The sequence below is a fragment of the Pseudomonas artemisiae genome (genome assembly GCF_057128685.1).
The window spans coordinates 109,119-136,065 of the sequence record NZ_JBSKHS010000002.1 but is presented as its reverse complement, the minus strand read 5'-3'; the positions used below and the strand labels follow the sequence as shown (position 1 = coordinate 136,065).

27 protein-coding genes and 1 pseudogene are annotated in these 26,947 nt (G+C 61.6%); 17 read left to right on the top strand and 11 right to left on the bottom strand.

Annotation, left to right across the window (positions count from 1 at the left end; all coding sequences use genetic code 11):
- Window positions 1-3: 3 nt before the first annotated feature.
- Window positions 4-732 carry a 16S rRNA (uracil(1498)-N(3))-methyltransferase gene (locus ACWKV4_RS03355; RefSeq protein ID WP_483831109.1) on the top strand — a complete coding sequence of 243 codons (729 nt, stop codon included), beginning with the start codon at window positions 4-6 and terminating at the stop codon, window positions 730-732.
- Here the strand turns inward: ACWKV4_RS03355 and ACWKV4_RS03350 are convergent.
- The 6 genes and pseudogenes from ACWKV4_RS03350 to ACWKV4_RS03325 form a co-directional block, all read right to left on the bottom strand.
- On the bottom strand, window positions 719-1,183 hold the full coding sequence (locus ACWKV4_RS03350) for a chemotaxis protein CheW (RefSeq protein WP_483831110.1): 465 nt from the start codon (window positions 1,181-1,183) through the stop codon (window positions 719-721). The two genes, ACWKV4_RS03355 and ACWKV4_RS03350, sit on opposite strands and share 14 nt — an antisense overlap.
- Complete coding sequence (locus ACWKV4_RS03345) at window positions 1,176-5,969, bottom strand: hybrid sensor histidine kinase/response regulator (RefSeq protein WP_483831111.1); 4,794 nt, start codon at window positions 5,967-5,969, stop codon at window positions 1,176-1,178. Before ACWKV4_RS03345 ends, ACWKV4_RS03350 begins: the two co-directional genes overlap by 8 nt.
- A gap of 7 nt (window positions 5,970-5,976) precedes the next feature.
- Window positions 5,977-8,025, bottom strand: a complete 2,049-nt coding sequence (locus tag ACWKV4_RS03340; RefSeq protein ID WP_483831112.1) for a methyl-accepting chemotaxis protein — start codon at window positions 8,023-8,025, stop codon at window positions 5,977-5,979.
- A gap of 21 nt (window positions 8,026-8,046) precedes the next feature.
- Window positions 8,047-8,586, bottom strand: a complete 540-nt coding sequence (locus ACWKV4_RS03335) for a chemotaxis protein CheW (RefSeq protein WP_483831113.1) — start codon at window positions 8,584-8,586, stop codon at window positions 8,047-8,049.
- A complete protein-coding gene (pilH, locus tag ACWKV4_RS03330; RefSeq protein ID WP_483831114.1) occupies window positions 8,583-8,960 on the bottom strand; it encodes a twitching motility response regulator PilH in 378 nt (125 codons plus the stop codon). The genes ACWKV4_RS03335 and pilH overlap by 4 nt, the downstream gene beginning before the upstream one ends.
- A 49-nt stretch (window positions 8,961-9,009) precedes the next feature.
- Window positions 9,010-9,402: pseudogene (locus ACWKV4_RS03325) on the bottom strand (response regulator); the annotation flags it as partial.
- 204 nt (window positions 9,403-9,606) lie between these two features.
- On the opposite strand from ACWKV4_RS03325, the gene gshB reads away from it, so the two are divergent.
- From gshB to ACWKV4_RS03290, 7 genes are all read left to right on the top strand, one after another.
- Entirely contained in the window at window positions 9,607-10,566 is a 960-nt protein-coding gene (gene gshB / locus ACWKV4_RS03320) for a glutathione synthase (protein WP_483831115.1), read from the top strand.
- 97 nt (window positions 10,567-10,663) lie between these two features.
- Entirely contained in the window at window positions 10,664-11,563 is a 900-nt protein-coding gene (locus ACWKV4_RS03315; protein ID WP_483831116.1) for a TonB family protein, read from the top strand.
- 778 nt (window positions 11,564-12,341) lie between these two features.
- Window positions 12,342-12,911: a YqgE/AlgH family protein gene (locus ACWKV4_RS03310; protein ID WP_483831117.1), complete on the top strand. Its 570-nt coding sequence runs from the start codon at window positions 12,342-12,344 to the stop codon at window positions 12,909-12,911.
- Window positions 12,911-13,351, top strand: coding sequence for a Holliday junction resolvase RuvX (gene ruvX, locus ACWKV4_RS03305; RefSeq protein ID WP_483831118.1), 441 nt, complete (start codon window positions 12,911-12,913; stop codon window positions 13,349-13,351). Before ACWKV4_RS03310 ends, ruvX begins: the two co-directional genes overlap by 1 nt.
- Window positions 13,352-13,388: 37 nt before the next feature.
- A complete protein-coding gene (pyrR, locus tag ACWKV4_RS03300) occupies window positions 13,389-13,922 on the top strand; it encodes a bifunctional pyr operon transcriptional regulator/uracil phosphoribosyltransferase PyrR (RefSeq protein WP_483831119.1) in 534 nt (177 codons plus the stop codon).
- Window positions 13,922-14,923 (top strand): aspartate carbamoyltransferase catalytic subunit, encoded by a 1,002-nt coding sequence (locus tag ACWKV4_RS03295; RefSeq protein WP_483831199.1) that lies wholly within the window; start codon window positions 13,922-13,924, stop codon window positions 14,921-14,923. Before pyrR ends, ACWKV4_RS03295 begins: the two co-directional genes overlap by 1 nt.
- Entirely contained in the window at window positions 14,920-16,191 is a 1,272-nt protein-coding gene (locus ACWKV4_RS03290) for a dihydroorotase (RefSeq protein WP_483831120.1), read from the top strand. Before ACWKV4_RS03295 ends, ACWKV4_RS03290 begins: the two co-directional genes overlap by 4 nt.
- Window positions 16,192-16,318: 127 nt before the next feature.
- Here ACWKV4_RS03290 and ACWKV4_RS03285 read toward each other — a convergent pair whose 3' ends face one another.
- The gene (locus tag ACWKV4_RS03285) at window positions 16,319-16,744 is read right to left on the bottom strand and encodes a TM2 domain-containing protein (protein WP_483831121.1); all 426 of its coding nucleotides are present in this window, start codon (window positions 16,742-16,744) and stop codon (window positions 16,319-16,321) included.
- A 247-nt stretch (window positions 16,745-16,991) separates the two neighbouring features.
- Between ACWKV4_RS03285 and ACWKV4_RS03280 the strand changes: the two genes are divergently transcribed.
- On the top strand, window positions 16,992-17,621 hold the full coding sequence (locus ACWKV4_RS03280) for a C40 family peptidase (RefSeq protein WP_483831122.1): 630 nt from the start codon (window positions 16,992-16,994) through the stop codon (window positions 17,619-17,621).
- Here the strand turns inward: ACWKV4_RS03280 and ACWKV4_RS03275 are convergent.
- Entirely contained in the window at window positions 17,618-18,652 is a 1,035-nt protein-coding gene (locus ACWKV4_RS03275) for a type IV pilus twitching motility protein PilT (protein ID WP_483831123.1), read from the bottom strand. The two genes, ACWKV4_RS03280 and ACWKV4_RS03275, sit on opposite strands and share 4 nt — an antisense overlap.
- Before the next feature lie 66 nt (window positions 18,653-18,718).
- Between ACWKV4_RS03275 and ACWKV4_RS03270 the strand changes: the two genes are divergently transcribed.
- The 8 genes from ACWKV4_RS03270 to ACWKV4_RS03235 all read left to right on the top strand — a co-directional run bounded on the left by ACWKV4_RS03270 (window position 18,719) and on the right by ACWKV4_RS03235 (window position 24,998).
- The gene (locus tag ACWKV4_RS03270; RefSeq protein ID WP_483831124.1) at window positions 18,719-19,417 is read left to right on the top strand and encodes a YggS family pyridoxal phosphate-dependent enzyme; all 699 of its coding nucleotides are present in this window, start codon (window positions 18,719-18,721) and stop codon (window positions 19,415-19,417) included.
- A 22-nt stretch (window positions 19,418-19,439) separates the two neighbouring features.
- Window positions 19,440-20,258 carry a pyrroline-5-carboxylate reductase gene (proC, locus tag ACWKV4_RS03265; protein ID WP_483831125.1) on the top strand — a complete coding sequence of 273 codons (819 nt, stop codon included), beginning with the start codon at window positions 19,440-19,442 and terminating at the stop codon, window positions 20,256-20,258.
- A gap of 10 nt (window positions 20,259-20,268) precedes the next feature.
- Complete coding sequence (locus tag ACWKV4_RS03260) at window positions 20,269-20,859, top strand: YggT family protein (protein ID WP_483831126.1); 591 nt, start codon at window positions 20,269-20,271, stop codon at window positions 20,857-20,859.
- Between the two features lie 213 nt (window positions 20,860-21,072).
- A complete protein-coding gene (gene metX, locus ACWKV4_RS03255; protein WP_483831127.1) occupies window positions 21,073-22,212 on the top strand; it encodes a homoserine O-succinyltransferase MetX in 1,140 nt (379 codons plus the stop codon).
- 7 nt (window positions 22,213-22,219) lie between these two features.
- A complete protein-coding gene (metW, locus tag ACWKV4_RS03250; RefSeq protein WP_483831128.1) occupies window positions 22,220-22,840 on the top strand; it encodes a methionine biosynthesis protein MetW in 621 nt (206 codons plus the stop codon).
- Between the two features lie 92 nt (window positions 22,841-22,932).
- On the top strand, window positions 22,933-23,529 hold the full coding sequence (rdgB, locus tag ACWKV4_RS03245) for an RdgB/HAM1 family non-canonical purine NTP pyrophosphatase (RefSeq protein ID WP_483831129.1): 597 nt from the start codon (window positions 22,933-22,935) through the stop codon (window positions 23,527-23,529).
- Window positions 23,526-24,665 carry a radical SAM family heme chaperone HemW gene (gene hemW / locus ACWKV4_RS03240; RefSeq protein WP_483831130.1) on the top strand — a complete coding sequence of 380 codons (1,140 nt, stop codon included), beginning with the start codon at window positions 23,526-23,528 and terminating at the stop codon, window positions 24,663-24,665. The genes rdgB and hemW overlap by 4 nt, the downstream gene beginning before the upstream one ends.
- A 9-nt stretch (window positions 24,666-24,674) precedes the next feature.
- Window positions 24,675-24,998, top strand: a complete 324-nt coding sequence (locus ACWKV4_RS03235) for a DUF3392 family protein (protein WP_483831131.1) — start codon at window positions 24,675-24,677, stop codon at window positions 24,996-24,998.
- A 125-nt stretch (window positions 24,999-25,123) separates the two neighbouring features.
- Here ACWKV4_RS03235 and trmB read toward each other — a convergent pair whose 3' ends face one another.
- Genes trmB through thiS form a run of 3 tightly spaced genes read right to left on the bottom strand, consistent with a single transcriptional unit; the run spans window position 25,124 to window position 26,890 of the window.
- Window positions 25,124-25,846: a tRNA (guanosine(46)-N7)-methyltransferase TrmB gene (gene trmB, locus ACWKV4_RS03230; RefSeq protein ID WP_483831132.1), complete on the bottom strand. Its 723-nt coding sequence runs from the start codon at window positions 25,844-25,846 to the stop codon at window positions 25,124-25,126.
- A gap of 6 nt (window positions 25,847-25,852) precedes the next feature.
- The gene (locus ACWKV4_RS03225; protein WP_483831133.1) at window positions 25,853-26,647 is read right to left on the bottom strand and encodes a thiazole synthase; all 795 of its coding nucleotides are present in this window, start codon (window positions 26,645-26,647) and stop codon (window positions 25,853-25,855) included.
- A 42-nt stretch (window positions 26,648-26,689) separates the two neighbouring features.
- Window positions 26,690-26,890, bottom strand: a complete 201-nt coding sequence (thiS, locus tag ACWKV4_RS03220) for a sulfur carrier protein ThiS (RefSeq protein ID WP_483831134.1) — start codon at window positions 26,888-26,890, stop codon at window positions 26,690-26,692.
- Between the last annotated feature and the right edge of the window lie 57 nt (window positions 26,891-26,947).

Here is a 26,947-nt window from a genome sequence, read left to right as displayed (position 1 = left end):
CCTATGAGACTTTCTCGTTTTTTCGTCGACCTGCCTCTGGCACTCGGTGAACATCAATTACCTGAAGCCCAGGCACACTACATTGGCCGTGTGCTGCGCCTGGCCGAAGGGGATCGCGTTCAGTTGTTCAATGGACTGGGCGAGGAATACCTGGCCACGCTGGTCCAGGTTGGCAAAAAAACCGTCAGCCTGCGGGTAGATGAGGTGCTGCCTGGCCAGCCAGACAGCCGCTTGCCTGTCCATTTGGGCCAGGGGCTGTCCCGAGGTGAACGCATGGACTGGGCTATTCAGAAGGCGACCGAGCTGGGTGTGAATGAGCTGACGCCCATCATCAGTGAGCGTTGCGAGGTACGGCTCAAGGACGAGCGGGCCGACAAACGCCTGGCCCACTGGCGCCAAGTGGCCATTAGTGCGTGCGAGCAAAGTGGCCGTTCCACGGTGCCGCTGATTCACCCACCACAGCTGCTGGCCGATTGGCTGGCTCAGTGCGACGCCGAACTTAAACTGGTGCTTCACCCGATCGCGGAGCCTTTGACCAGCCACTCTGCCCCGGCCTCGTTGGCTTTCTTGATCGGCCCAGAAGGCGGCTTAAGCGACAGCGAAGTGGCGCAGGCACGGCACGCCGGCTTTCACTCGGCACGCCTGGGCCCCCGCGTATTGCGTACGGAAACCGCCCCAGTGGTGGCATTGGCGGTGGCACAACAACTATGGGGGGATTTCACTCAGCCGTGAGGCGTGCCTGGGCGATGGTCTCGGCCAGGGCGTCCAGGTTCGGCACCCGCGCCACTTCGGTACCCACTACCACTGCGGCCAGCTCCAGTCGGGTAAGGGGTACGTCGATGTAACTGAGCTGGCTGTCCAGCCGCACGGTGCGCGGGATGCCTTGAATAACCAGCGCGAAGAAGGGCAACCGCTTGCCTATGCCGTGCATCACCGCGATACGCACCCGTTCGCCACGGGGCAACGGCTGCCCACAGGCCCCTTCAAAGCTCACCAAGGGCACTTGCCGCCCGCGCCAGGCCACGTCGCCCAGGTCCCAGGGCAGGCCGGCATCCGTGGGTACGCCGGTGCGATAGCCAATCAGCTCGGCCACCGCCACGTCCGGCACCAACAGTTGTCGCTCGGCCAGCGGCAGCAGCAAGGCGCTGAGGCTGTCTCGCCGGGAAAACGCGCGCTCAGGCATGCTTGCTGCTCCAGAAACGGATCAGGTGCAGCAGTTGGGACTCCTGATAAGGCTTGCCGAGAAACTCGCTGACGCCCAAGGCCATGGCCCGCTGCCTGTGTTTTTCCCCGGTACGGGAGGTGATCATGATGACTGGAATGGTCGCCAGACGAGGGTCCGCACGCAGCCTGCCGACCAACTCGAACCCGTCCATACGGGGCATTTCGATGTCTACCAGCAGCACGTCCGGCTGCTGCTCGGCCAGCGCCTGCAAGGCCTCTATTCCATCCCGGGCGGTGATTACTCGAACACCATGGCGCTCCAGCAAGCGACTGGTGACCTTGCGTACGGTAACCGAGTCATCCACCACCATCACCAACAACGGTTTGGCCAATGCAGAGCTGTACCGGGCAGGGGTCACCGCCGTGGGCCCAGGCCGGGCATGGGCGGCGCGGATTTGCGCAAGGGGGTCGATGATCAACACTACACGGCCGTCGCCTAGAATGGTCGCGCCGGTCAACCCTGGCACCGCCGCGAACTGCGGCCCCAGGCTTTTCACTACGATTTCCCGAGACCCTACCAACGCATCCACATGCAAGGCCACCTGATGGTCTGGTGCGCGTACCAGCAGCAAGGGCTGGGGCACATTACCGTCGAATTCCACAGGCTTGGGTGCTACGCCCAGTACTTCGCCCAGATAGCAGAGGTCATAGGAAAGCTGTGCGTAGCGGTACCTGGGCATGCGGGTTGCGTAAGCGGCCTCAAGTGCCTCCAGTGCCACCCGAACGATCCCTTCGATGCTATTGAGCGGCACGGCGTACAACTGCTCGCCGCATTGCACCATCAGCGCTCGGTTGATCGATACGCTGAAGGGCAAGTGGATCAGGAAGCGCGCGCCACTCCCGGCATGGCTGTCGATCACCATGCTTCCGCCCAGTTGCTTGACCTCTTCATGGACAACGTCCATACCTAGCCCACGGCCAGAAATCTGCGTGATTTTCTGGGCGGTGGAAAACCCCGGCTGCAGAATGAACTGCAACACGTCATGGTCACGCAGGTCGCTGTTGGGGCTGAGCAAACCACGCTTGATGGCTTTGTCCCGCACGGCTTGGAGCGGAATACCGGCACCGTCGTCGCTCATCTCGATTACGATCTCGCCACCTTCATGGGCCACTCGCAACCTGACCAAGCCCCGTTCGGGCTTGCCAGCGGCCACGCGCTCGGCAGCCTGCTCCAGGCCGTGGTCGATGGCATTGCGCAGCATGTGTTCGAGCGGCGCGATCATCCGCTCCAATACTGTGCGGTCCATCTCCACCTCGGTCTCGGTGGTCTCGAATTCCACGTCTTTGCCCAGTTCATCGGCCACCTGCCGAACGATGCGCTGCAGCCGTGGCAACACCCTGGAGAATGGCACCATGCGGGTGCGCATCAAGCCTTCTTGCAGCCCGGAGCAAATACGCCCCTGCTGGGCCAGCAAGGCTTGGGCTTCATGGTTGCGCGCAGCCAGGGTGTCTTTAAGGTCGGAGAGGTCGGAGACAGCTTCAAGCAGCGCGCGGGTCAGCTCCCGCAGGTGAGTCTGGCGCTCCAGTTCCAGCGGGTCGAAGCCTTCCTCCAGGGGTGCTGCAACCAGTCGGCCGGGCATAGGTTGCACCGTCTCGCTGTCCAGGCGCAGCAGTTGGTCCCGCATGCGGGTAAGCGTGGTTTCCATCTCCAGCAGGGCGGTTTGACCATCGTTGGCCTGCTGCTCGATACGGCCGCGCGCGATGGAGGCCTCGCCCGCCAGGTTGGCCAGGTCCTCCAAGGTTTGCGCGGCGACCTTGATTTGATCGCTGCCTCCACGGTCGGTCATTGCCGTCAGGTCTGCGCTGGCCGGGCGAGCGGGTTCGCGCCAGAGCGGCGGTGCCTCCGGGCCGTAGCCTTGTACCGCATGCAGCAGCGGAACATCCGTTGGCGCAGGCTCACCAGAACGAGCGGCATCGAGCATCAGTGCCAAGCGATCATGGCCTTTGTGCAACAGCTTGAACAGCTCAGGCGCGGCTTGGATCTCGCCGACCGACACCCGCTCATAAAGCGTTTCCAGCTCATGGGCCAGGTCGCCTACCGGGCCTACTTCGGCCATGCGCGCGCCGCCCTTGAGCGTGTGTAGGTCGCGCAGCAGGTTTTCCACCTCAAGGCTGTTGGTAGGCTCGGCTTGCCAGCGAGCCAGGGCAGCACCGGCGCTTTCGATCAGGTCCGCGCCTTCGTCGAGGAATACCTGCAACAGTTCACGCTCGCCGGCTTGTGCGTCGTCCTGCTCAGCGGCTGCAAGCTCAGTAGGTACGGCAGCAAAGGGCGCGTTCAGTTCATTGAGCCACGCTTGATAGCCAGGGGCCTCGGCCTGGCCTTGGGCCAACTGCTCCAGCCAGCGGTGCAAGCGTTCATGGGCTTGCCGGGCCCTTGCCTGGGCTTCCCGTGGGTTACCATGCAGGCGGCCGTAAAACGTACCCAGGGCTTCGGCATACCCGGCCAGGGCCTTAAGGCACGCTAGCCGCGCGCCACCGGCCAAGGTGCGAAGGTCTCGTTCCAGCGCCACCAACGCGCTGTCGCGGTGCGGGTCCAGCAGCCACACGCGCAAGGCCTCATCGGCACTTTCCAGCAGGTCGCCGGCTTCGTCGAGGAAGAAGGCCAACAGCTCGGCATTGGCCTCTATGCCTTGAGGCAGCGCAGGGCTGCCCGGCAAGGGCGACCAGTAGCCGCTACCGGTGGCCGGCGCACCCATGGCACCCGGTGCCAGCGCGCCCACCAGCCAGCGCCGCAACTGGCGCAAGGGCTGGTCGCGGGTGCCCACATCCTGGCCTGCGGCCAGCTCATCGAACATATCGTACAACGCGTCCTGGGCCTGCTCGGCATCATCCAGCACCTCAGACGAGGCTGCCAGGCTGGCTTCGTCGATAGCACCGTATAGGTCCAATAGCGCTTCGCAGAGCGTGTCCATGGGCGGTAAGTCTGCGGCGTGTATGGCCTCGTCCAACGCATCCAATGCTTCCAGCAGCCCAGGCAGTTCTTGCAATAGCGTAGGCTGGCGCTGCCAGCGGGCCAGGGCCGTTTGAGCCTGGTCCAGGTATTCGATGCCCTCGGTGAGCAACCCTAAACGCGCCTGGCGGATGTCATCGCCCGGCCGCCCTTGGGCCTCCACTGGCCTAGCCAGAAGAGCGTCTACCCGGCTGGCCAGGGCTGGCGCGCCAGGGATCACCCCGGGGGCATGGCGGGCTACCTGTTCCAGGCCAACTTCCAGCAAACCTAAGGCATCGCTCAATAGCGACAGCTCCGAATGCCCCAATGGCCATTGGCGCCCATGGAAGGCCTTGCTGAGGCGATATACGGTGGAGGCCACTTCACCCAGGCCGGTGGCGCCCGCCATAAAGGCGCTGCCCTTGAGGGTATGCAAGGCCCGCAGCAGGGCCTCGGTAACCTGTGCGGGGGCCACGGCCTTGCGCAAGAATCCACGCACTATTTCCAGGTATACCCGGGCTTCATGATGAAAAATCTCTAGCAGCTGAGCGTCCACCACGTCGCTATCGACCGCCACTGTTTGCGCAGGCTTACCTATGGCGCCTTCAGGCAGGGCGCGGTCGATGGTTAGCCCAGCCAAGGCGTGACGGGCGCTGGCCAGCAACGCCTCCTCAGACTCCCGGGGGTCTACCATCCAACGCCGTAGCATCCATTCGATGGCGCACAGGGCATCGGCCAAGGTTTCCAGCACCCCAGGCGCCGGTGGTTGGCGCGCGGGCAGCAATCGCTGATGAACGTACTGCTCCAACGCACCGAGCAACGTCAGCAGGGCTTCCGGGCGGACCATGGCCAGGGCACCGCGCAGCTCCAGCAGTTGCGCGGGTATGGCCGCGAGATGGACAAGGTTCCAGCCGCCGTCCACGCATTCGCTAATGGATTGCTCGATACGCTCCAAGGCGGTAAGGGCTTCTTCGATGGCCAGGTGGTGGATGCGCTCTAATTCGGTGGCGGCAACCTGTGCAGCCCCGGGCAACAAGTCTTCGGGGCCGATCATGCCGGCCAGGGTGCTTTCCACGTACAACAACGCACCCCCGGCATCCAGCACGCTGGCGTCAGTCACCGGCGCCTCCCCACTGGCCAGGCTGTTGACGATGCCCATCTGGTCGAGGATAGCTCGGCGGGGCTGTTGAAAGCCCAGTACCGCCAGCGCATCGGCGATCCGCCGCAGGGACGGTGCGATGGCCGCCAAGCCTGCGCGGTCGCGGGTGTCATCTTGAAGGTACTGGTCCAAGCGGCCCTTATTGCGCACCAGCTCTTCACACAGGGCGGCGATCAGAGGGCCAAGGCCAGCGCGGTCTGGCGTGACCGCGGGCATGCTCTTTGACGGTTCATGGGCAAGCGGCTGGCCCACCAAGGTGGCGATTTCGGCATTGGACAGTGGCGGCTCACCCAAGGCCGCGCAGATTTCATTGAGCCAAGGCTGCAGTAACGAAGGTAAGTCATGCCGAGCCTGGGTGACGCGATCCAGGTACCCGGGGAAGCGGTCGATCAGGTGACGCAGCGCATCCACCGCCGCGGCAGAAGGGTTGGGTAGCGTGGCTAGGCGCTCAAGGTCACTGGCCAACCGCGCCGCGCCTGGGAAATTCACAAACCCCAATGCCGCGACCACTTCGTGCAAGGCCTGGGCGCAATCGCCTAGCCCACCTACCGGCAGGGCGTCCAAACACTGCCGCGCCTGCGTCAGATTGGCCGTTAGCTCCGGGCGGAGCCACTGCAGGCCCACTATATCGGCGCGCCCTTCTCGGTCGAGTTTCATCGTAGCCTCAATCCGCGTCGGTCGCGGGCAAGGTAAAGCCTGATACCGAGCGCCGCATTTCGCTGGCCATCTGCGCCAGGTTGCTCATGCTTTCCGCCGCCGCGGTGGAGTCGGCGGAGGTTTGGGTAGTAATTTCCTGGATAACCGCCATGGTGTGGGAAATCTGCCCCGCTGAAGACGTTTGCTGCCCGGCGGCATTGGAAATGCGCTGGATCAACGCAGCCAGATCCTGTGACACGCTTTCGATTTCTTCCAGGGCCACGCCGGCATCCTGCGCCAAACGGGCGCCGTGTACCACCTCGTAGGTGGTCTGTTCCATGGACATAACGGCTTCGTTGGTATCCGCCTGGATGGCCCGCACCAGCATTTCTATTTGCCGGGTAGCCGCCGAGGAGCGCTCGGCCAGGCGCTGCACTTCGTCTGCCACCACGGCAAACCCTCGCCCCGCCTCGCCCGCCATGGAGGCCTGAATCGCAGCGTTGAGGGCCAGGATGTTGGTCTGTTCGGCAATGTCGTCGATCAACCCTACAATGTCGCCAATCTCTTGGGAGGACTCACCCAAGCGCTTGATGCGTTTGGAGGTGTCCTGGATCTGGAAGCGAATCACGTCCATGCCCTGGATAGTGTTGTTCACCACTTCACTGCCCTTGTTGGCGATATCGACCGAGCGCTCGGCTACCTTGGCGGACTCATACGCGTTGGAGGACACATGGTCGATGGACTGCGCCATGTCACTGATGGCCTTGGACGCTTCGCCGATCTGTTGTGCCTGATGCTCCGAAGCCTTGGCCAACTGCCGAGCGGTACCTTGGGTGTCCTGCACGGCGGTGGCTACCCGCTCGGCGGCGCGGTTGATGGTGGCCACGAGATCCCGCAATTGATCGATGGAATAATTGATGGAATCGGCGATGGTGCCAGTGAAGTCCTCGGTCACCGAGGCAGTAACGGTCAGGTCACCCGCGGCCAGCCCTTCGATTTCATCCAGCAAGCGCATGATCGCCTGCTGGTTACGTTCGTTCTTTTCGGCGGTTTCACGCAGCCGGCGGTTGGTTTCGCGCACCATGACCACGGCCATCAGGATGATGCAGCCCAATGCGAGCAACCCCAGCAGGTAACCGCCGGCCACGTCCAGCTTGCGCCCGCCGGCCAGGCCTTCAAAGCCGTCCGCCAAGCGCGAGGCTTCGTCGAGCAGGGTTTGCGACAAGTTGAAGATGTCCGTGGCGGCGGCACGTACCTTGAACAGCGCTGGCGAGGTTTCCAGAATCTCACCCACCGAGCCGGAAACGAACGCGAACAGCTCGGCGATCTCCTGCAGCCGCCCACGGGCCAGTGGGTCTTGCACCTGGCGGATCCCTTGGCTGGTACTGCCGTTGAGCATGCCGTTGAGCACCACACCAAAACGGTTGGCATCTCGGCCAAAGGCCTCAGCGGCCCTGGCCGCGTTTTCGTCACCGGCCAGCACGATATTGACCGACCCCAGAATGCGCTCAGCCAGCAAGGATTGGCGCTGGGCGACGGCAACTTGATCCGCGGGGGCGCCCCGTTTCAGCAGGCTGTCTACGACTTTCTCGGACTCCAGCTGTAGCTGCGGCACCGTCTCGGCTAGCGTGGCCGCAACCTGGTGCAGGGATAACACAGTTTGTTCGCTGGCCAGAATGGCATCCGCACTCTTGCGCAGGCGCTCCCAATCGCGCTGCACCGCAACCATCTGCTCGTGCATGGCGTGGGGCGCCGGTGGCAGCCCGGTGTGGGTATCGCCCTCGATCAGGTAGCCCCAGCGACGCTCGAATTCGTTACGCGCGGCGGTCAGCTCTTGGAAGGCCTCGCCTTTGCCCGCGGCGGCCTCGGTTGCATTTTTAGCGATGCGCTGGGACACCACTCGCAGTTCGCCAGCATGGCCGATGTACTGTTTGTCGTGGTTGGCCTGGGTACTAAGGTAAGCGAAGTTGGCGAACAACAGAACGATCAAAATGACCAGGGCCACGAACAGGCCGGCAATCTGGGCCATGCTGCGCGAGCCCTGCACGCTAAGGCCGTTATTGGAGTGACTGCTCATTCACTACGCTCCGCCAAGGGGTCAAGCCGCCACATTCAGGAACTCTGCCGCGGTGACCAGAGCCACGGGGCTGAATACCGCCCACTCACGGTCGTTGAAAAAATAACCTTTTACGTAAGGCGCCAGGGCGTCATCGAGGTTTTCCGGGCGCACCGTAGCCAGGTCCGCTGGGGGAAAATGCTGCAAACCAGGGGCTTCGTCCACCAGCAAGCCAATGAAGACTTCATCGTGGTCGACCACCAAGACCCGCCGCTGGCGCCGATGACTGGACAAGGCCGCCCCGAAATATCCAGACAGGTTCATCACCGGCAATAGGCGCCCGCGCAGGTTGGCGACTCCCAGTACCCAGGGCTTCGCCCCTGGAATTCGCGTCATGCGTGGCTCGGGCAATACCTCGGCCACTTCGCTCATGGGGGCCACGAACCAGCCATTGCCCAGGCGAAAGCTGATCCCGCTCCAGGGCTGCTCGGTGCCTTGCTGCACCGGCAACTCGCCCGCACGGGCCCGGCAGCGCTGGTCCATGGCCAGCAGTAGCTCAAACGCGGTGTAGGACGCGCTCATGCGCCGGCTTGGGGGGCCAAAGCGTCGTCGAGCGCGGCGATCAGCGCGCTTTCTTCGAAAGGCTTGGTCAGGTAGGCCCTGGCGCCCTGGCGCGCGCCCCATACCTTGTCGGTTTCCTGATCCTTGCTGGTGATGATGATGATTGGAATGCCCGCGGTGGCCTCATCCTTGGTGAGCTGACGGGTAGCCTGGAAGCCATTCAGCCCAGGCATCACGATGTCCATAAGCACGGCGTCGGGCACTTCCTGGCGGGCCAAGGCCACCCCGTCGGCGCCGTTGGCTGCCTTGAGCACCTGGTGACCGAGCCGCTCAAGCATCTGGGTCAGCCTTTGCAGTTCGGTCAAGGAATCATCGATGATCAGGATTCGAGCCATGCTGGTCCTCGTTCGTTGGAATGTTAGGCGCGCGAGTAAAAGAAGGTGAAACAGGCTCAAACTCTGGTACTTCGGCCTGAATCGCAGCCAGTAAAGACGCCCGGTCGAAGGGTTTGGTGAGAAACCGATCAGCGCCTACCGCGCGCGCGCGGGCCCGATCGAACAAACCCTCGCGTGATGACAGCATTATCACCGATGTTCCGGTAAAGCGCGCATTCTGTTTGATCAGTTGGCAGGTTTGGTAGCCGTCCAGGCGGGGCATCATCACATCGATGAACACCACTTTGGGGTGGTGGTCAGTCAGCCGCGCCAGAGCATCGAAGCCATCCACGGCGGTCACCACCTCACACCCGGCTTGCTCCAGAAAGATTTCGGCCGTATGGCGAATCGTTTTGGAGTCGTCTACCACCATGACCCGCAAGGGCCGCGAATGCTGTTCCATGGTTGCTCGTTCGGTGTGCGTCGGCGGGCAGGCCAGGCGCATTCAGGTAATGCCGGCGGTGCCTTGAAGCCTTTACTCGAAGCTTTGTAGCACACTCTCCCGGCCGCTTCCATGTTGGCGCCTGGCATGCACCTTGACCGCAACTGCCAGGCGGGCCACCCTGACAGCCATAACGCCTGCCCTTTTTTCTGGAGACTCACCACCATGCCCATTCGCGTCGGCATCGTCATGGACCCCATTTCGCGCATTGCCTATAAGAAAGACACTTCCCTGGCCCTGTTGCTCGCCGCCCAGGCCCGTGGCTGGGAGCTGACCTATATGGAGCTGCCAGACCTTTACCAGGCCAACGGCCAGCCCCGCGCCAAGGCTTGCGGGTTGAACGTGTTCGCCAACCCCGAACAGTGGTACACCCTGGACGAGCCCCAGGATATTGCCCTGGAAGATTTGGACGTGATCCTGATGCGCAAGGATCCGCCTTTCAATATCGAGTTCGTGTACGCCACGTACTTCCTGGAACAGGCCGAGCGAGCCGGTGTGCTGGTGGTCAACAAGCCGCAAAGCCTGCGCGACTGCAACGAGAAGTTGTTCGCCACCCAGTTCCCACAGTGCAACCCGCCTACCCTGGTAAGCCGCCGCCAAGACATTATCCGTGACTTCGTGGCCGAGCACGGCGACGTGATTCTCAAGCCGCTGGACGAAATGGGCGGTGCGTCTATCTTCCGCCACCGCCAGGGTGACCCTAACCTATCGGTGATCCTGGAAACCCTCACCGTGCACGGTACCCACCAAACCATGGCGCAGAAGTACATTCCGGCTATCACAGAAGGCGACAAGCGCATTCTAATGATCGACGGCGAGCCGGTGGACTATTGCCTGGCGCGGATCCCCGCTGCCGGTGAAACCCGAGGCAACCTGGCCGCTGGCGGCCGTGGCGAAGCGCGCCCGCTCAGTGAGCGCGATCGCTGGATCGCCGCGCAAGTAGGCCCAAGCCTGCGTGAAAAGGGCTTGATGTTCGTAGGCCTGGATGTGATTGGTGAATACCTGACCGAAATCAACGTAACCAGCCCCACCTGTGCCCGAGAGATTGACGCAGCCTTCGGCACTGATATCGGCGGTTTGTTGATGGACGCCATTGACCGCAAGCTGGCAGCACGCTCGCGCTAATCGCTTTCCGCCCGGCGCCGCTGAACAGCCGCGCCGGGGGTTTTGCGCTATGATGCCGCCCCGACCATCTATCCGCAGGTAGGGTGCCAGGTTCCCGATGACCAGCTTTACCGACTTCTCGAAACTCGCGCCAAAGGCCGCGCGCCCCGCCGACCGGCTTGGCTTTGCCTTGGTGGTTGCTGCCTTGTTGCACCTGGCGGTGATACTGGGCGTGAGTTTTACCCGGGAGCCCCCGCCCCAGATCAGTAAAACCCTGGAAGTGACCCTGTCGACCTTCAAAAGCGACAAGGCCCCGGAAAATGCCGATTACCTTGCTCAGAACAACCAACAAGGCAGCGGCACCCTGGAATACAAGGCCGTGCCCAAGACCACGGAAGTAGCGCCATTCCAGAGCGAGCAAATCAACCGGGTTACCCCTCCCCCGGCCCCGCGCCCGGTGCGTGAACAGGCGCCGCAGAAAACCAAGGAAGTGGCGACCACCGCCAGCCAACCTCGTAAAACCGAAGCCCGCCCGCAAAAACAACCCGCGGACGAACGCCCCAAGGCCGCCACGCCCGATTTCGACAGCGCTCAGCTTTCCAGCGAAATCGCCAGCCTTGAAGCCGAGCTATCCAACGAGCAGCAAGCCTACGCCAAGCGCCCGCGGATCTACCGCCTGAGCGCGGCTTCCACCATGCGCGACAAAGGTGCCTGGTACAAAGAGGACTGGCGCAAGAAAGTAGAACGCGTCGGCAACCTCAACTACCCCGAAGAAGCCCGCCGCCAGCAGATCTACGGCAGCTTGCGCATGCTAGTGTCCATCAACCGCGATGGCTCGCTGTACGAGGTACTGGTACTGGAATCTTCCGGCCAGCCCCTACTGGACGAAGCCGCCAAACGCATCGTGCGCCTGGCCGCGCCCTTCGCGCCCTTTACTGGCGACCTTTCCGACATCGACCGGCTTGAAATCATCAGAACGTGGCGGTTTGCGAAAGGGGATCGGTTGTCGAGTAACTAGGGGGCTAAGATGTTTCCGGTGTATGCAGCAGACCAGGGTTATGAAGTAAAGCTGGCTGCCTTGATGGTTACTGTAATCCTGTTGGGGGATGCTGCTTTGCAGATCCCCCTAGGCTGGTTATCGGATCAGCTTCCCCCGGCCGTTCCTCTACTTAGGGTGCGGGGCTCTCTCGTTGTTGATCGGTGTGTGCCTACCATGGTTAATGGGGGCAGGCCCTGTTTTGTGGTTTATTCTGACGGTATTAAGGGCTGTCGCAGGAGGCGTGTATACGCTGGCGATTATCTTGATCGGTGAGCGCTTCTCTGGCGCCGATTTGATTACTGCTAACGCCAGTGCTGGTCTGTTGTGGGGCGTAGGCAGTCTCCTAGGGCCACTGGTCAGCGCAATGCTAATGACCAGTAGTAGCCAAGGCCTACCAATAGCGCTCTCGTGCGCTGCAGCATTATTCTTAGCCGCGGCATGGCCGATCTTGAAACGACAGTGGCGGCCCCTGTCCTGTAGCAGCTATACGCTTCGCTGCCGCAGTTCGTCCTTCCTACCCAAGGCATGCCGCCGCCGGTTTTCCGGTAGCAAGCGCACAAAGCGTTCAATCATCTGCATGGCGCGCTGCTGGTTGCCCACGGCCCCTTGCCGAGTGAGGGAACTTCATAGCGCGTTCTCATACGAACCTGTACGGTTTCACTCTTTCCCTCAGGCCCGCCCAGCACAGCACTGACGCTGGGGGCATAACCCTCTTTCGCCACTTGTAAGCCCCTCAAGGCAGCGCCAAACTACGCCTATGAAAACCCTTGAAACCAGCTACCTCAAGCACCAGTTCCTGATCGCCATGCCGCACATGGCCGATCCGAACTTCGCGCAAACCCTCACCTATATCGTCGAGCATACCGAGCATGGCGCCATGGGCCTGGTGGTCAATCGGCCGCAGGAGCTCAACCTGGCCGATATCCTCGAACAACTGCGCCCGGACTCTGCGCCGCCGCTGTCTTCGCAACTAGTGCCGGTGTACGGTGGCGGGCCAGTGCAGATGGACCGTGGGTTCGTGCTGCACACCAGCGGCCCGGTGTTCGACGCGACCGTGGAGCTAGGTGGCGTGTCGCTGTCTACCTCCCAGGACGTGCTGTTCGCCATCGCCGACGGCAGTGGCCCTGAACATAGCCTCATTACCTTGGGCTACGCAGGCTGGGAAGCGGGCCAGTTGGAAAAAGAATTTGCTGAGAACGCTTGGCTCAGTTGCCCCTTCGATGCCGATATCCTCTTTGCTGTGCCCAATGAACAGCGCCTGGGGGCCGCCGCGGCGCGGCTGGGCGTGAACCTGAGCCTGCTTACCAGCCAGGCGGGCCACGCCTGATGGCCGTACGCTTACTGCTGGGTTTCGACTATGGCAGCAAACAGATTGGCCTGGCCGTGGGCCAGGTCATCACCGGCCAGGCCCGTGAATTGTGCGTACTCAAGGCGCAGAATGGCGTACCGGATTGGCCGCGGGTCGAAGCCCTGCTCAAGGAGTGGAAGCCCGACGCCTTAGTGGTGGGCTTGCCGTTGAACATGGATGGCACGCCTAGCGACATGAGCGCCCGCGCTGAGCGGTTCGCGCGTCAGCTCAATGGCCGCTTCAACCTGCCAGTCCACACCCACGACGAACGGCTGACCACCTTCGAGGCCAAGGGTGAGCAGATGGCCCGAGGGCAGCGCGGTGGCAGTTACCGGGACAACCCCGTGGACGCCATCGCTGCCCGTCTGTTATTGGAGGGCTGGCTGGAAGCCAATGCCGCCCGCCGTTCTGAATCCTGACCTGCCGGGCCGCCGGGTGCGGCCCTTTGGAGCGTGCATGACCTTACCCAACCCCGCCGACCTGATCGATCAGATGGCCAGCGCCCTGGCCGACAGGCTGCAAGCCCGGAAGATCGAAACACCACGTTTCATTGGCATACGCACCGGCGGTGTGTGGGTCGCCAAGGCGCTTCTCGAACGCCTGGGCAGCGATGCGCCCCTGGGCACCCTGGACGTTTCCTTTTATCGCGACGATTTCAGCCAGAACGGCCTGCACCCTCAGGTTCGGCCCTCTGAATTGCCGTTTGAAATCGAAGGCCAGCACTTGGTATTGATCGATGACGTGTTGATGAGTGGCCGTACAGTACGCGCTGCCCTTAATGAGCTGTTCGACTATGGCCGCCCGGCCAGTGTGACCCTGATCAGCCTGCTGGACCTGAACGCTGGCGAATTGCCCATCCGCCCAGACATCGTTGGCGCTACCCTGGCCCTGGGCCCGGATGAACGGGTAAAATTGATCGGCCCTGCCCCGCTCGCTCTGGAGCGTCAGGCTCTCAACACCGCCTCTAGCCTTCAAGAGTCCCCTCGATGATGCCAACCGACGCCAAGCGCCCCTTGCAGCTCAACGACCAGGGTCAGCTACGGCATTTCCTCTCCCTTGACGGCCTGCCCCGCGCGCTACTCACTGAAATTCTCGACACCGCCGACTCCTTCCTTGAGGTAGGCGCGCGAGCGGTGAAAAAAGTCCCATTGCTACGCGGTAAAACGGTGTGCAACGTGTTCTTCGAGAACTCCACCCGCACCCGAACCACCTTCGAACTGGCGGCCCAGCGGCTGTCGGCGGATGTGATCACCCTGAACGTGTCCACCTCCTCCACCAGTAAGGGCGAGACCCTGTTCGATACCTTGCGTAACCTCGAAGCCATGGCCGCTGACATGTTCGTGGTGCGCCATGCCGACTCCGGCGCGGCGCACTATATCGCCGAGCATGTGAGCCCCGAGGTGGCCGTGATCAATGGCGGTGATGGCCGCCATGCTCATCCTACCCAGGGCATGCTGGACATGCTGACCATCCGCCGCCATAAAGGCGGGTTCGAGCACTTGTCGGTGGCCATTGTGGGGGACATTCTCCACTCGCGGGTAGCGCGCTCCAACATGATCGCCCTCAAGGCTTTGGGCTGCCCGGAAATTCGCGTGATCGCGCCAAAAACCCTGCTTCCGGTGGGTATCGAGCAATACGGTGTGAAGGTGTACACCGATCTGGCCCAGGGGCTGAAGGACGTAGACGTAGTGATCATGCTGCGCCTGCAGCGTGAGCGCATGCAAGGCGGCCTGCTGCCGAGCGAGGGTGAGTTCTACCGCTTGTTCGGCCTGACCACGCAACGCCTGGCCCTGGCCCGCCCGGATGCCATCGTGATGCACCCCGGCCCTATCAACCGTGGCGTAGAGATTGAATCCGCGGTGGCCGACGGCCCGCAGTCGGTGATTCTTAACCAAGTCACGTATGGCATTGCCGTACGCATGGCGGTGCTGTCCATGGCCATGAGTGGCCAAGCGGCCCAGCGGCAGATCGAGCAGGAGACCTCTAAGTGAGTGTAAGCATCATTGGCGCCCAGGTTATCGACCCTGCCTCGAACCTTGATCAACTGGCAGACCTGCATATCGCCGACGGCCTAGTCGTTGCCATCGGCACGGCCCCGGTGGGGTTCGTGGCAGATCAACAGCTACAGGCACAGGGGCTGATTGCCGCGCCAGGGCTGGTGGACCTGAACGTAGCCCTGCGCGAACCGGGTTACAGCCGTAAAGGCACCATCGCCAGCGAAACCCGGGCGGCGGCCGCAGGCGGCGTGACGGCCCTGTGCTGCCCACCCCAAACTCGCCCCGTACTGGATACCTCGGCGGTGGCCGAACTGATACTGGACCGTGCCCAGGACGCTGGCCATTGCCGGGTGTTCCCGGTAGGGGCCCTGAGCAAGGGGTTGGAAGGCGAACAACTGGCCGAACTGATCGCCCTGCGCGACGCCGGCTGCGTGGCTTTCGGTAATGGGCTGAATAACTTCCCCAATACGCGCACCCTGTGCCGCGCCTTGGAATATGCGGCTACCTTCGACCTGACGGTGATGTTCAACTCTCAGGACCGAGACCTCGCAGCGGGCGGCCTGGCCCATGAAGGCCCAACGGCCAGCTTTCTCGGCCTGACCGGGGTGCCGGAAACCGCTGAAACCGTGGCCTTGGCTCGGGACTTGTTGCTGGTAGAACAAAGCGGTGTACGTGCGCACTTCAGCCAACTCACCACGGCACGGGGTGCTGAGATGATCGCCCAGGCGCAGGCCCGGGGTTTGCCAGTGACCGCTGACGTGGCGCTTTACCAACTGATCCTGACGGACGAAGCGCTCACAGGCTTTTCCAGCCTGTACCACGTGCAACCCCCGCTACGTACCCGCAAGGACCGTGACGGCCTGCGCGAAGCCGTACGCGCGGGTGTGATCCAGGCCATCTCCAGCCATCACCAACCCCATGAGCGCGACGCCAAGCAAGCGCCCTTCGGCGCTACCGAGCCTGGCATCAGCAGTGTTGAGCTATTGCTGCCGCTGGCGCTGACGTTGGTAGCGGAAGGCGTGCTGACCCTGCCTGCCCTGCTCGCCCGCTTGACCCATGGCCCGGCCAAGGCGTTGCGGTTGCCTGTGGGTGAACTCAAGGTAGGTGGCGCCGCAGACCTCGTGCTGTTCGACCCCGGCGCTACCACCGTGGCTGGGGAGCAATGGCTGTCGCGCGGGCAGAACAACCCCTTCCAAGGCCACTGCTTGCCTGGAGCGGTACGTTATACCTTGATGGGTGGGAAGATCAGCCACCAAGCGTAAGCATGCCTGGGCGGGCATTGCGGCACTGCTCGCCAGCGTGTGTAGGAGCCAACGACAGTTGGCGATCTGGTTCTAAAGCTCGTCTCGTCGTTGGCTAAGACACCGCGTTCGCTAGCTTTGCTAGCGCCTACCCGCGATACGCCTCTAAGTTCCTCTGGGACACCTGGCTGTTGAGTGTCCAGAAGTCGTACAGCACGCCCACCAAAAACAACCCGCCCGTGAAGAAGTAGAGCACGGCGGTGATCCATTTGCGCTGGTACAGCCGGTGCACGCCGAACAGGCCAAGGAAGGTCAGCAACAGCCAGGCGATGTTGTAATCGAGCGGGCCGCTGTTGAAGCGCAGGTCGGCCTGGCGGTCCATGGCCGGGATGAGGAACAGGTCAATCAGCCAACCAATGCCGAACAACCCAAAGGTGAGGAACCACAAGGTGCCGGTCACTGGCTTGCCATAATAAAAACGATGGGCGCCAGTGAATCCGAAAATCCAAAGCGCATATCCGAACACAATACTGTGGGTATCGTGCAGTTGGGGCTCATGGTGATAGGTATTCATAAAGTGTGACGTGCCTCCCGATTATTAAAATTTCTTGGAAGGAGTGTGACTTTTACGCGGCTTTCCGACAAGCGGTCAGGCGAGCTCGAATGGCGGCAGAGGCCGCTATTACGGGGGCTGGGTGACAAACATAGACAGGAATTCTTAGAAATGGTTCGCCCTGGCTCGATGACGCATCGACCAGCGGCCCAAACCTGGCCAAAAAAGCTGTTATAAAGTTTCGCGCCAACCTACTGAGCCCTGCCTAATGCACCTAATGATCAAGACATGGCTAACTATTTGCCTTTTATGTCCACTGGCCGCTTACGCCTCCAACCGTGAGCAATCGCTTCCCTCCAGCTTCTCAGGCTATACCGCGCAAGCTGGCAACACCCAATCCGCCCCCCGCCCTCCAGTACGCAAGCTGTACAAGTCAGCCCCCCACTCTGCTCAAGCCGCCACCGCGCAAATGGCTTCGCGCCAGAGCAATGCAGTGCTTAGCCGCGCAGTGAATGTACTGGGCACCCCTTATAAATGGGGTGGCAGCAGCCCAAGCAAGGGCTTCGATTGCAGCGGCTTGGTCAAGTATGCGTTTAACGATGTTAAAGCCCTGAACTTGCCACGTACGTCCAATGCCATGGCCGACGGCCACGGCATCAAAGTCGCCCGCGCGGACCTAAAACCTGGCGACCTGATCTTCTTCAAGATCAAAGGCCGCCAGGTTAACCATGTGGCTATCTACATGGGCGATGACAAGTTCATCCATGCGCCCCGCCGTGGCAAGGCCGTGTCCATCGACACGCTGAGCAAGCCCTACTGGAACAGCCACTACGTGGTGGCCAAGCGCGTACTGCCCAAACAGACCGCCGCCCCAACGTTGCGCGTAAGCCAGCGCTAAAGCGAATCAGGGCTCTTGGCCTTCTCCCTCGCCGCCTCTTTGCTGATCAAGCCCTTGCTCAGCAGCTCCTTCAAGCAGGCGTCGAGGGTTTGCATTCCCAACGAGCCCCCGGTTTGAATGGCTGAGTACATCTGGGCGACCTTATCTTCTCGGATAAGGTTACGGATGGCAGGCGTGCCTATCATGATCTCGTGAGCCGCGACCCTCCCTCCGCCTATCTTGCGTAGCAGGGTTTGCGACACCACCGCTTGCAGCGACTCGGACAACATTGATCGCACCATGGCCTTCTCTTCGGCTGGGAACACATCTACAACCCGGTCGATGGTTTTGGCCGCGGAGGTCGTGTGCAAAGTGCCAAACACTAAATGGCCCGTTTCCGCCGCAGTAAGGGCCAGGCGGATGGTTTCCAAATCGCGCATTTCCCCCACCAGAATCACGTCCGGGTCTTCACGCAGCGCCGAGCGCAACGCATTGGCGAAGCCCAGGGTATCGCGGTGCACCTCACGCTGGTTAACCAGGCACTTCTTGGACTCGTGGACGAACTCGATCGGGTCTTCGATGGTAAGAATGTGGTGGTGCTTATGGTTGTTCAGGTAGTCGATCATCGCCGCCAGGGTAGTGGACTTACCCGAGCCGGTAGGGCCCGTGACCAGCACCAGCCCCCTGGGCACATCGGTAATACGCCGAAACACATCCCCCATGCCTAAATCTTCCATGCTCAGTACCTTTGACGGAATGGTACGGAACACGGCCCCAGCGCCACGGTTCTGGTTGAACGCATTCACCCGAAAGCGCGCCACCCCAGGCACTTCAAAGGAAAAGTCCGTTTCCATGGCTTCTTCGAAGTCCTGGCGCTGCTTGTCATTCATGATGTCGTAGATCAGCCCCTGCACCGCTTTATGGTCCAAGGGCGGCAGGTTGATCCGACGCACGTCGCCGTCCACCCGGATCATCGGTGGCAGGCCAGCGGAAAGGTGCAGGTCCGAAGCGCCCTGTTTCGCGCTGAAGGCCAACAACTCGGTAATGTCCATGAGGCTCCCCAAAAACAGACAAGCAGGTAGAATGCCGCAGACCCCTAAAGCCGCTGGCGCCAAGTTATGTCCACCATAGCAGACAACCTTTCCTCGGTGAGCGCGCGAATCGACGCCGCCGCCCGCGCCGCCGGGCGGGATACAACCAGCGTCGGCCTGCTCGCGGTGAGCAAGACCAAACCCGCTCAAGCACTGCGCGAGGCCTATGCCGCCGGGATTAGAGACGTTGGCGAAAATTACCTGCAAGAAGCGCTGAGCAAGCAAGCGGCATTAGCCGACCTAACGCTTACCTGGCATTTCATTGGGCCTATCCAGTCCAATAAAACCCGCGCCATCGCCGAGCATTTCGACTGGGTGCACTCGGTGGACCGGCTAAAAATCGCCCAACGTTTGGCCGAGCAACGGCCTGCCGGGCTTGCGCCGCTCAATATCTGCCTGCAGGTGAACATCAGTGGCGAAGCCAGCAAGGCCGGTTGCGCGCCGGCAGACCTCCCCGAGCTGGCCAAGGCCGTGGCCGCGCTGCCAGGGTTGCGCCTGCGCGGGTTGATGGCCATCCCCGAGCCCAGCGCCGACCCTGCACGGCAGAACGCGGTCTTCGCCGAAGTCAGGGCACTCAATGAAAGCCTGAATCTAGGCCTGGACACTTTGTCCATGGGCATGAGCGAAGACCTCGAAGCCGCCATTGCTCAGGGGGCGACCTGGGTACGTGTTGGCACTGCATTGTTCGGCGCGCGCGACTATGGCGTGCCCGCTTCCTCAGTTTGAATACCGAATCATAGGACTTTCCATGGACTCACCACGTATCGCGTTCATCGGCGCCGGCAACATGGCGGCGAGCCTGATTGGCGGCTTGCGCGCCAAAGGGGTAGACCCTAGCCGAATCACCGCCAGCGACCCCGGTGCCGAAACGCGCCAACGTATCAGCGCTACCCATGGCGTCGAAACCTTTGAAGACAATGCCGCGGCCGTGGCCAATGCCGATGTAGTGGTATTGGCGGTCAAGCCTCAGGCCATGAGAGCCGTGTGCGAAGCCCTGCGCCCCGCGTTGCGGCCAGACCAATTGATCGTTTCCATTGCCGCTGGCCTTGCTTGCTCCAGCCTGATCGCGTGGCTCGGAGAGCGGCCACTGGTGCGCTGCATGCCCAACACGCCTTCGCTGGTAGGTCAGGGCGCGAGCGGCCTTTACGCCACCGCTGACGTTACCCCCCGGCAAAGGGGCGCCGCTGAACATTTGCTCGAAGCGGTCGGGCTAGCGCTATGGCTGGATACCGAAGCCCAGCTCGATGCCGTTACGGCGGTGTCCGGCAGCGGCCCAGCGTATTTCTTCTTGCTGATCGAAGCCATGACCCAAGCGGGCAAAGCCCTTGGCTTGCCTGGGGATACCGCGGCTCGGCTTACCCTGCAAACCGCCCTTGGCGCAGCGCACATGGCTAGCGCCAGTGACGTGGATGCCGCCGAACTTCGCCGTCGGGTCACGTCCCCGGCAGGCACCACCGAAGCCGCCATCAAAACGTTCCAGGCCGGGGGCTTCGAAGCATTGGTACACAAGGCCCTGGATGCGGCAGCGCATCGCTCGGCGGAATTGGCCGAACAACTCGGCCGCTAAGGAGCCTTAGATGATTGGATTAAACACTGCGTTGATTTATGTGCTGCAAACCATTGGCAGCCTGTACTTGCTCATCGTGCTGCTGCGCTTTGTACTGCAATTGGTCAGGGCGGATTTCTACAACCCGCTGAGCCAGTTCGCCGTGCGCGCAACCCAGCCTTTGTTACGCCCGCTGCGCAGGATCATCCCTAGCCTGTTCGGCTTGGACATGTCTTCGTTGATTCTGGCAATCATCATCCAAATGATACTTATGGCGCTCACGCTGCTGCTGGCCTACGGCACCACAGGCAACCCGGTGCAGTTGCTCATCTGGTCGCTGATTGGGGTGACCGCGTTGTTCCTGAACATCTTCTTCTTTGCCATGATCATCAGCGTCATCCTCTCGTGGGTCGCGCCAACCAGCCACAACCCAGGGGCGGAATTGGTCAACCAGATCTGCGAACCGATACTAGCGCCCTTCCGGCGTATGCTGCCAAACCTGGGCGGCCTGGATATCTCGCCGATCCTGGCATTCATGGTGCTGAAGCTGCTGGACATGCTGGTAATCAACAACCTGGCGGCCATGACCGGTATGCCGCAGATCCTCCGTACTCTGATCTAGACCCTGGTCGCGGGCAAGCTCGGCTGCTACGGGAACATACAGACCACCCCGTAGCAGCCGGCCTCGGCCGCGACTGGGCTCAACACGATGGTATGGCCGGGTCGTTACGGATCAGAAGATTGCGCGCATAGCCACCCTCCCCTCCACAATCGCGCTTGCTCCCTCCGCACCCCCTCCTTATCCTTACGCCTCATTTAAGTGAGAGCAGGGTCGATGTCCACAGTCTTCCCCGAAGATTCCGTAGGTTTGGTCACACCACAGGTCGCGCACTTCGACGAGCCCCTGGCCTTGGCCTGTGGCCGCTCGCTCAATGCCTATGAACTGGTGTACGAGACCTACGGCCAGCTCAACGCCGAGGCCAGCAACGCGGTATTGATCTGCCACGCGTTATCGGGCCATCACCACGCCGCGGGCTACCACAGCGAAAGCGATCGCAAACCCGGCTGGTGGGACAGCGCCATCGGCCCGGGTAAGCCTATCGATACTCGGCGGTTTTTCGTGGTGGCGTTGAACAATCTGGGCGGGTGCAACGGTTCCACTGGGCCAAGTAGCCTTGACCCTACGACCGGCAAGCCCTTCGGCGCGACCTTCCCGGTGCTCACAGTCGAGGACTGGGTCAACAGCCAGGCCCGCCTGGCTGACCGCCTAGGCATCGGCCAGTGGGCAGCGGTGGTAGGCGGTAGCTTGGGCGGCATGCAGGCTCTGCAATGGGCAATCAGCTACCCCCAACGCCTGCGCCATTGTGTGGCAATCGCCTCGGCACCCAAGCTATCGGCCCAGAACATCGCCTTCAACGAAGTCGCGCGCCAGGCGATTCTGTCCGACCCTGAGTTTCATGGCGGTGACTTTCAGGCCGAAGGCGTGATCCCCAAGCGAGGGCTGATGCTGGCCCGGATGGTCGGGCACATTACCTACCTGTCCGATGACTCCATGGGCGAGAAATTCGGCCGTGAACTCAAGCACGATCAGCTCGCCTATGATTTCCACAGCGTGGCCTTCCAGGTCGAAAGCTACCTGCGCTACCAAGGCGAAGAGTTCTCGGGCCGCTTCGACGCCAACACGTACTTGCTGATGACAAAGGCTTTGGATTATTTCGACCCAGCCGCCGCGCACAACGATGACTTGGCAAAAACCCTGGCCCAGGTCACGGCAGACTTCTGCATCATGAGTTTTACCACCGACTGGCGCTTTTCCCCGGCGCGCTCGCGGGAGATCGTTGATGCCCTAACCGCCGCGCGCAAGAACGTCTCCTACCTGGAAATCGATGCCCCACAAGGCCACGACGCGTTTTTGATCCCCATCCCGCGATACTTGCAGGCCTTTGGTAGTTACATGAACCGAATTTCGATCTGAGGTCCCCATGAGAGCCGACTTGGAAATTATCCAGGAATGGATACCGGCCGGTAGCCGGGTGCTCGACCTGGGCTGCGGCAACGGTGAGCTCCTGGCCTGGCTGCGTGATCATAAGAACGTCACCGGTTATGGCTTGGAAATCGACCCGGACAACATCAACGAGTGCGTACGCAAAGGCGTGAACGTGGTGGAGCAGAACGTCGATAAAGGGCTGGGCAACTTTGCCAGCGACAGTTTTGACGTAGTGGTCATGACTCAGGCCCTGCAGGCCATGGAGTACCCTGACCGTATTCTCGATGAGATGCTTAGGGTCGGGCGCCAGTGCATCATTACCTTCCCCAATTTCGGCCATTGGCGCTGCCGCTGGCACCTGGCAACCAAGGGCCGCATGCCGGTGTCGGAGTTCTTGCCCTACACTTGGTACAACACGCCCAACATTCACTTCTGCACCTTCGAAGATTTCGAAGCACTGTGCAGGGAGCGCAATGCCCGGGTATTGGACCGTTTGGCGGTTGACCACCAGCACCGCCACGGTTGGGCCAGCAAAGCCTGGCCTAACCTGTTGGGTGAAATCGGCATCTACCGAGTGAGCAGCCCTCAACTCAAACCCGAGCACATGGCGGTGTGACCACCGGGCTGGTGCGCTTGCCGGGGCGGCCCGCGCGGGGCATCCTGCCGCTATCAAGCACCGCCCCTCTTATTAAACGTCTTTATCCTCCTATGATGACCTTCAGCCAATTAGTACTGGCCAGCCATAACGCTGGCAAACTCAAAGAGCTTCAAGCAATGCTGGGCGATAGGGTGCAACTGCGCTCAGTTGGCGAATTCAGCCAGCTAGAACCCGAAGAAACCGGTTTATCCTTCGTGGAAAACGCCATCCTCAAAGCGCGCAACGCTTCGCGCTTGTCAGGCTTGCCGGCCTTGGCCGATGACTCCGGCTTGGCTGTGGACCACTTGGGTGGCGCGCCGGGTATTTACTCGGCCCGCTACGCTGACGGTCAAGGCGACACCGCCAACAACGCCAAGCTGTTGGCCGCGCTGGACGGTGTACCTGAAGCCGAACGTGGCGCGCAGTTCGTATGCGTGTTGGCCTTGGTACGCCACGCGGACGACCCGCTGCCCATCCTCTGCGAGGGGCTATGGCATGGGCGCATTTTGCCTGCGGCCAGCGGCGCCAATGGCTTTGGTTACGATCCGCTGTTCTGGGTACCAGAGCGTAAGTGTTCCAGCGCCGACCTCACCCCGGCAGAAAAAAACCAATTAAGCCACCGGGCCAGGGCCATGGCCTTGCTGCGCCAGCGCTTGGGTATCGAATGAGCCCGTTGCCGCCGCTGGCGCTGTATATCCACATTCCGTGGTGCGTGCGCAAATGCCCTTACTGTGATTTCAACTCCCACGCCGCAGGCCCCGAGCTACCCGAAGACGCCTACGTCAGCGCCTTGCTCGACGACCTGGACCGTGAACTGCCAGCCGTGTTGGGCCGGCCTATCACGTCCATTTTTTTTGGCGGCGGTACACCTAGCCTGTTCAGCGCCCAGGCCCTGGGCCGCTTGCTCGAAGGTATTGCTCAACGCACCCCCCTGGCGCCGGATGCGGAAATCACCCTGGAAGCCAACCCAGGGACCTTCGAGCAGGGCAAGTTCATTGCCTACCGCAAGATTGGTATCAATAGGCTATCGATCGGGGTGCAAAGCTTCCAGGCAAGCAAACTCGAAGCACTAGGGCGCATTCATACAGGCGATGAAGCGCTACGCGCCACTGAGATGGCTCGGCGGGCAGGGTTCGATAACGTCAACCTGGACCTTATGCATGGCCTGCCTGGGCAAAGCTTGGAAGAGGCCTTGGACGACTTGCGCCAAGCCATCGCCTTGGCCCCGACCCACCTCTCTTGGTACCAGTTGACCCTGGAACCGAACACGGTGTTTTGGAATCAGCCGCCCCAGTTGCCCGAGGATGACACCCTGTGGGACATCCAGGAGGCAGGTCAGGCCCTCTTGGCCAGTGCAGGCTTCGCTCAGTACGAAGTCTCGGCCTATGCCCGTTCAGGGCGTGCCGCGCGACACAACCTCAACTACTGGAGCTTTGGCGATTTCATTGGTATTGGCGCGGGGGCCCACGGCAAGCTGACGCGCCTGGATGGAGTGATACGCCGTACGTGGAAAACCCGCCTGCCCAAGGATTACCTCAACCTGACCAAGCCCTATATCGCTGGTGAGAAAATCCTGACGCCGGATGAGTTGCCGTTTGAATTCCTGATCAATGCTTTGCGCCTGACGGAGGGTGTACCGGCGCTGCTGTTTACCGAACGCACCGGCTTGCCCCTGTCTGCTCTGGACGCGGGCCGTCGCAGCGCCGAATACAAGGGGCTGCTGCAGGCCGAACCGACGCGCCTGGTCGCAACCGAGCGGGGCCAGCTGTTTCTCAATGACCTTTTGCAACTGTTTTTAAGTTAAGGACCCTGGATGGATCAGCTTTTTGATGTGCTTTCGACCGTTTCACGCTGGTGCCGAGGCAACCTCTCGGAAATCGCCCTGGCGTTGGTAGGTTGCGTGCTGGTGTTGTTCGGAGCCCAGGTCAAAGCCTGGGGCGAGCAGAAGATTGGTAGCATGGGCGGCTTTATGCGCATACCCATGATGGCGCTGGCGTGCATGGTAGGCAGCGGAGCACTGCTGATCTACGCCACGCCCTGGGTGCTCAAAGGGCTACAGCAGTTCGGCAACAACAGCCTGGCGCCGGTATTGCTGGTGGTATTGGTGGTCATCGGCGTGGTCGCGGACCGCAAGTAGCCGAAGCGGGATTGCTGTAGGAGCCAGCAGAGCTGGCGAACAGAACGTCATTGGTTCATTACCTGTGCCGTCTCTTCGCGAGCTTGCGCTCGCTCCTGCAGGCGGTAGGTTCCGCCCGGCCTTGGTCAATCTACCCGCTCGAACTTCAAATCCCATACCCCATGGCCCAAACGCTCACCCCGGCGCTCGAACTTGGTAACCGGGCGTTCGCTCGGGCGTTCTACCCAGCGGCCATCGCTGGCCTGGTTGCGATACCCCGGCGCTACGCTCATCACGTCCAGCATGTAATCGGCATAGGGCTCCCAGTCGGTTGCCATGTGCAGCACACCGCCGGGCTTGAGCTTGGTACGCACCTGTTCGGCGAAGGCCGGTTGCACAATACGCCGCTTGTGGTGGCGGCTTTTGTGCCAAGGGTCGGGGAAAAATAGTAATAAACGATCCAGGCTGGCGTCGGCGATGCAGCGCTTAAGCACCTCGATCGCATCGCAGTCGTACACCCGCAGATTGCTCAAGCCTTGGGTAAGCACGCCATTGAGCAGCGCGCCTACGCCAGGGCGATGGACTTCAACGCCGATGAAATCCTGCTCAGGCGCCGCCGCGGCCATCTCCAGCAGGGAGTGCCCCATGCCAAAGCCAATCTCTAAAGTGCGTGGCGCCGAGCGGCCGAACACGTGGTCGAAATCCACAGGTGCGTCAGCCAATGGCAGGATAAACCTAGGCCCACCCTGATCAAGACCGCGCTGCTGCCCTTCGGTCATACGACCGGCACGCATCACGAAGCTTTTGATTGCGCGCCGATGCGGCTCGGTGCCTTCGGCCTGGGCCGGGTTAGGGGTTAAATCTGTCATGGGCTCTTACTTGATCAGGCCATCGAGCGGCGAAGACGCGCTGGCATACAGTTTTTTCGGCATGCGACCGGCAAGCCAGGCCAAACGCCCGGCAATGATCGCGTGTTTCATGGCCTCAGCCATTTGTACGGGGTATTGCGCGTGGGCAATGGCGGAGTTCATCAGCACCGCCTCGCAGCCCAGCTCCATGGCGATGGTGGCGTCAGACGCGGTACCTACGCCCGCATCTACCAACACCGGCACTTTGGCCTCTTCCAGAATGATCTGAAGGTTGTAGGGGTTGCAGATTCCCAGGCCGGTGCCAATCAAACCCGCCAAAGGCATGACCGCGATGCAGCCGATTTCCGCCAGTTGACGCGCGATGATGGGGTCATCGCTGGTGTATACCATTACGTCGAAGCCTTCCTTGACCAGCACGTCGGCGGCCTTGAGGGTTTCGATCACGTTGGGGAACAAGGTTTTCTGATCGGCCAATACCTCTAGCTTCACCAGTTTGTGGCCATCCAGCAGTTCGCGGGCCAGGCGACAGGTGCGCACCGCTTCGATGGCGTCATAGCAGCCAGCGGTGTTGGGCAGGATGGTGTAGCGATCTGGCGGCAACACATCCAGAAGGTTGGGCTCGCCTGGGTTCTGGCCGATATTGGTACGGCGCACCGCCACGGTCACGATCTCCGCGCCCGAGGCCTCAATGGCCTGGCGGGTTTCGTCCAGGTCACGGTATTTGCCGGTGCCTACCAACAGGCGTGACTGATAGGTGCGGCCTGCCAGAACGAAAGGCTTGTCGCTACGTGATGTGTTCATGGAAGGTCCTCGTAGTGTAAGGGAAGCATTGCGGCAAGCGGCCTAGCCGCCACCGATGGCCTGCACGACTTCCACCTGATCGCCCTCGCTAAGCGGCGTGCTGGCGTGTTCACTGCGCGGTACGATATCCAGGTTCCGCTCTACCGCGACCCGCCGCTCGGCCAAACCCATGCGAGCCAACAGCCCTGCGATGGTTTCGCCCTCGGGCAGCTCAAAGGTGTCTCCATTCAACTGAATGCGCATGTGGGGCGCCCTTGGCGTGTGGGGCGTGCATTCTAGCCCGATCACTGGCTACGACCA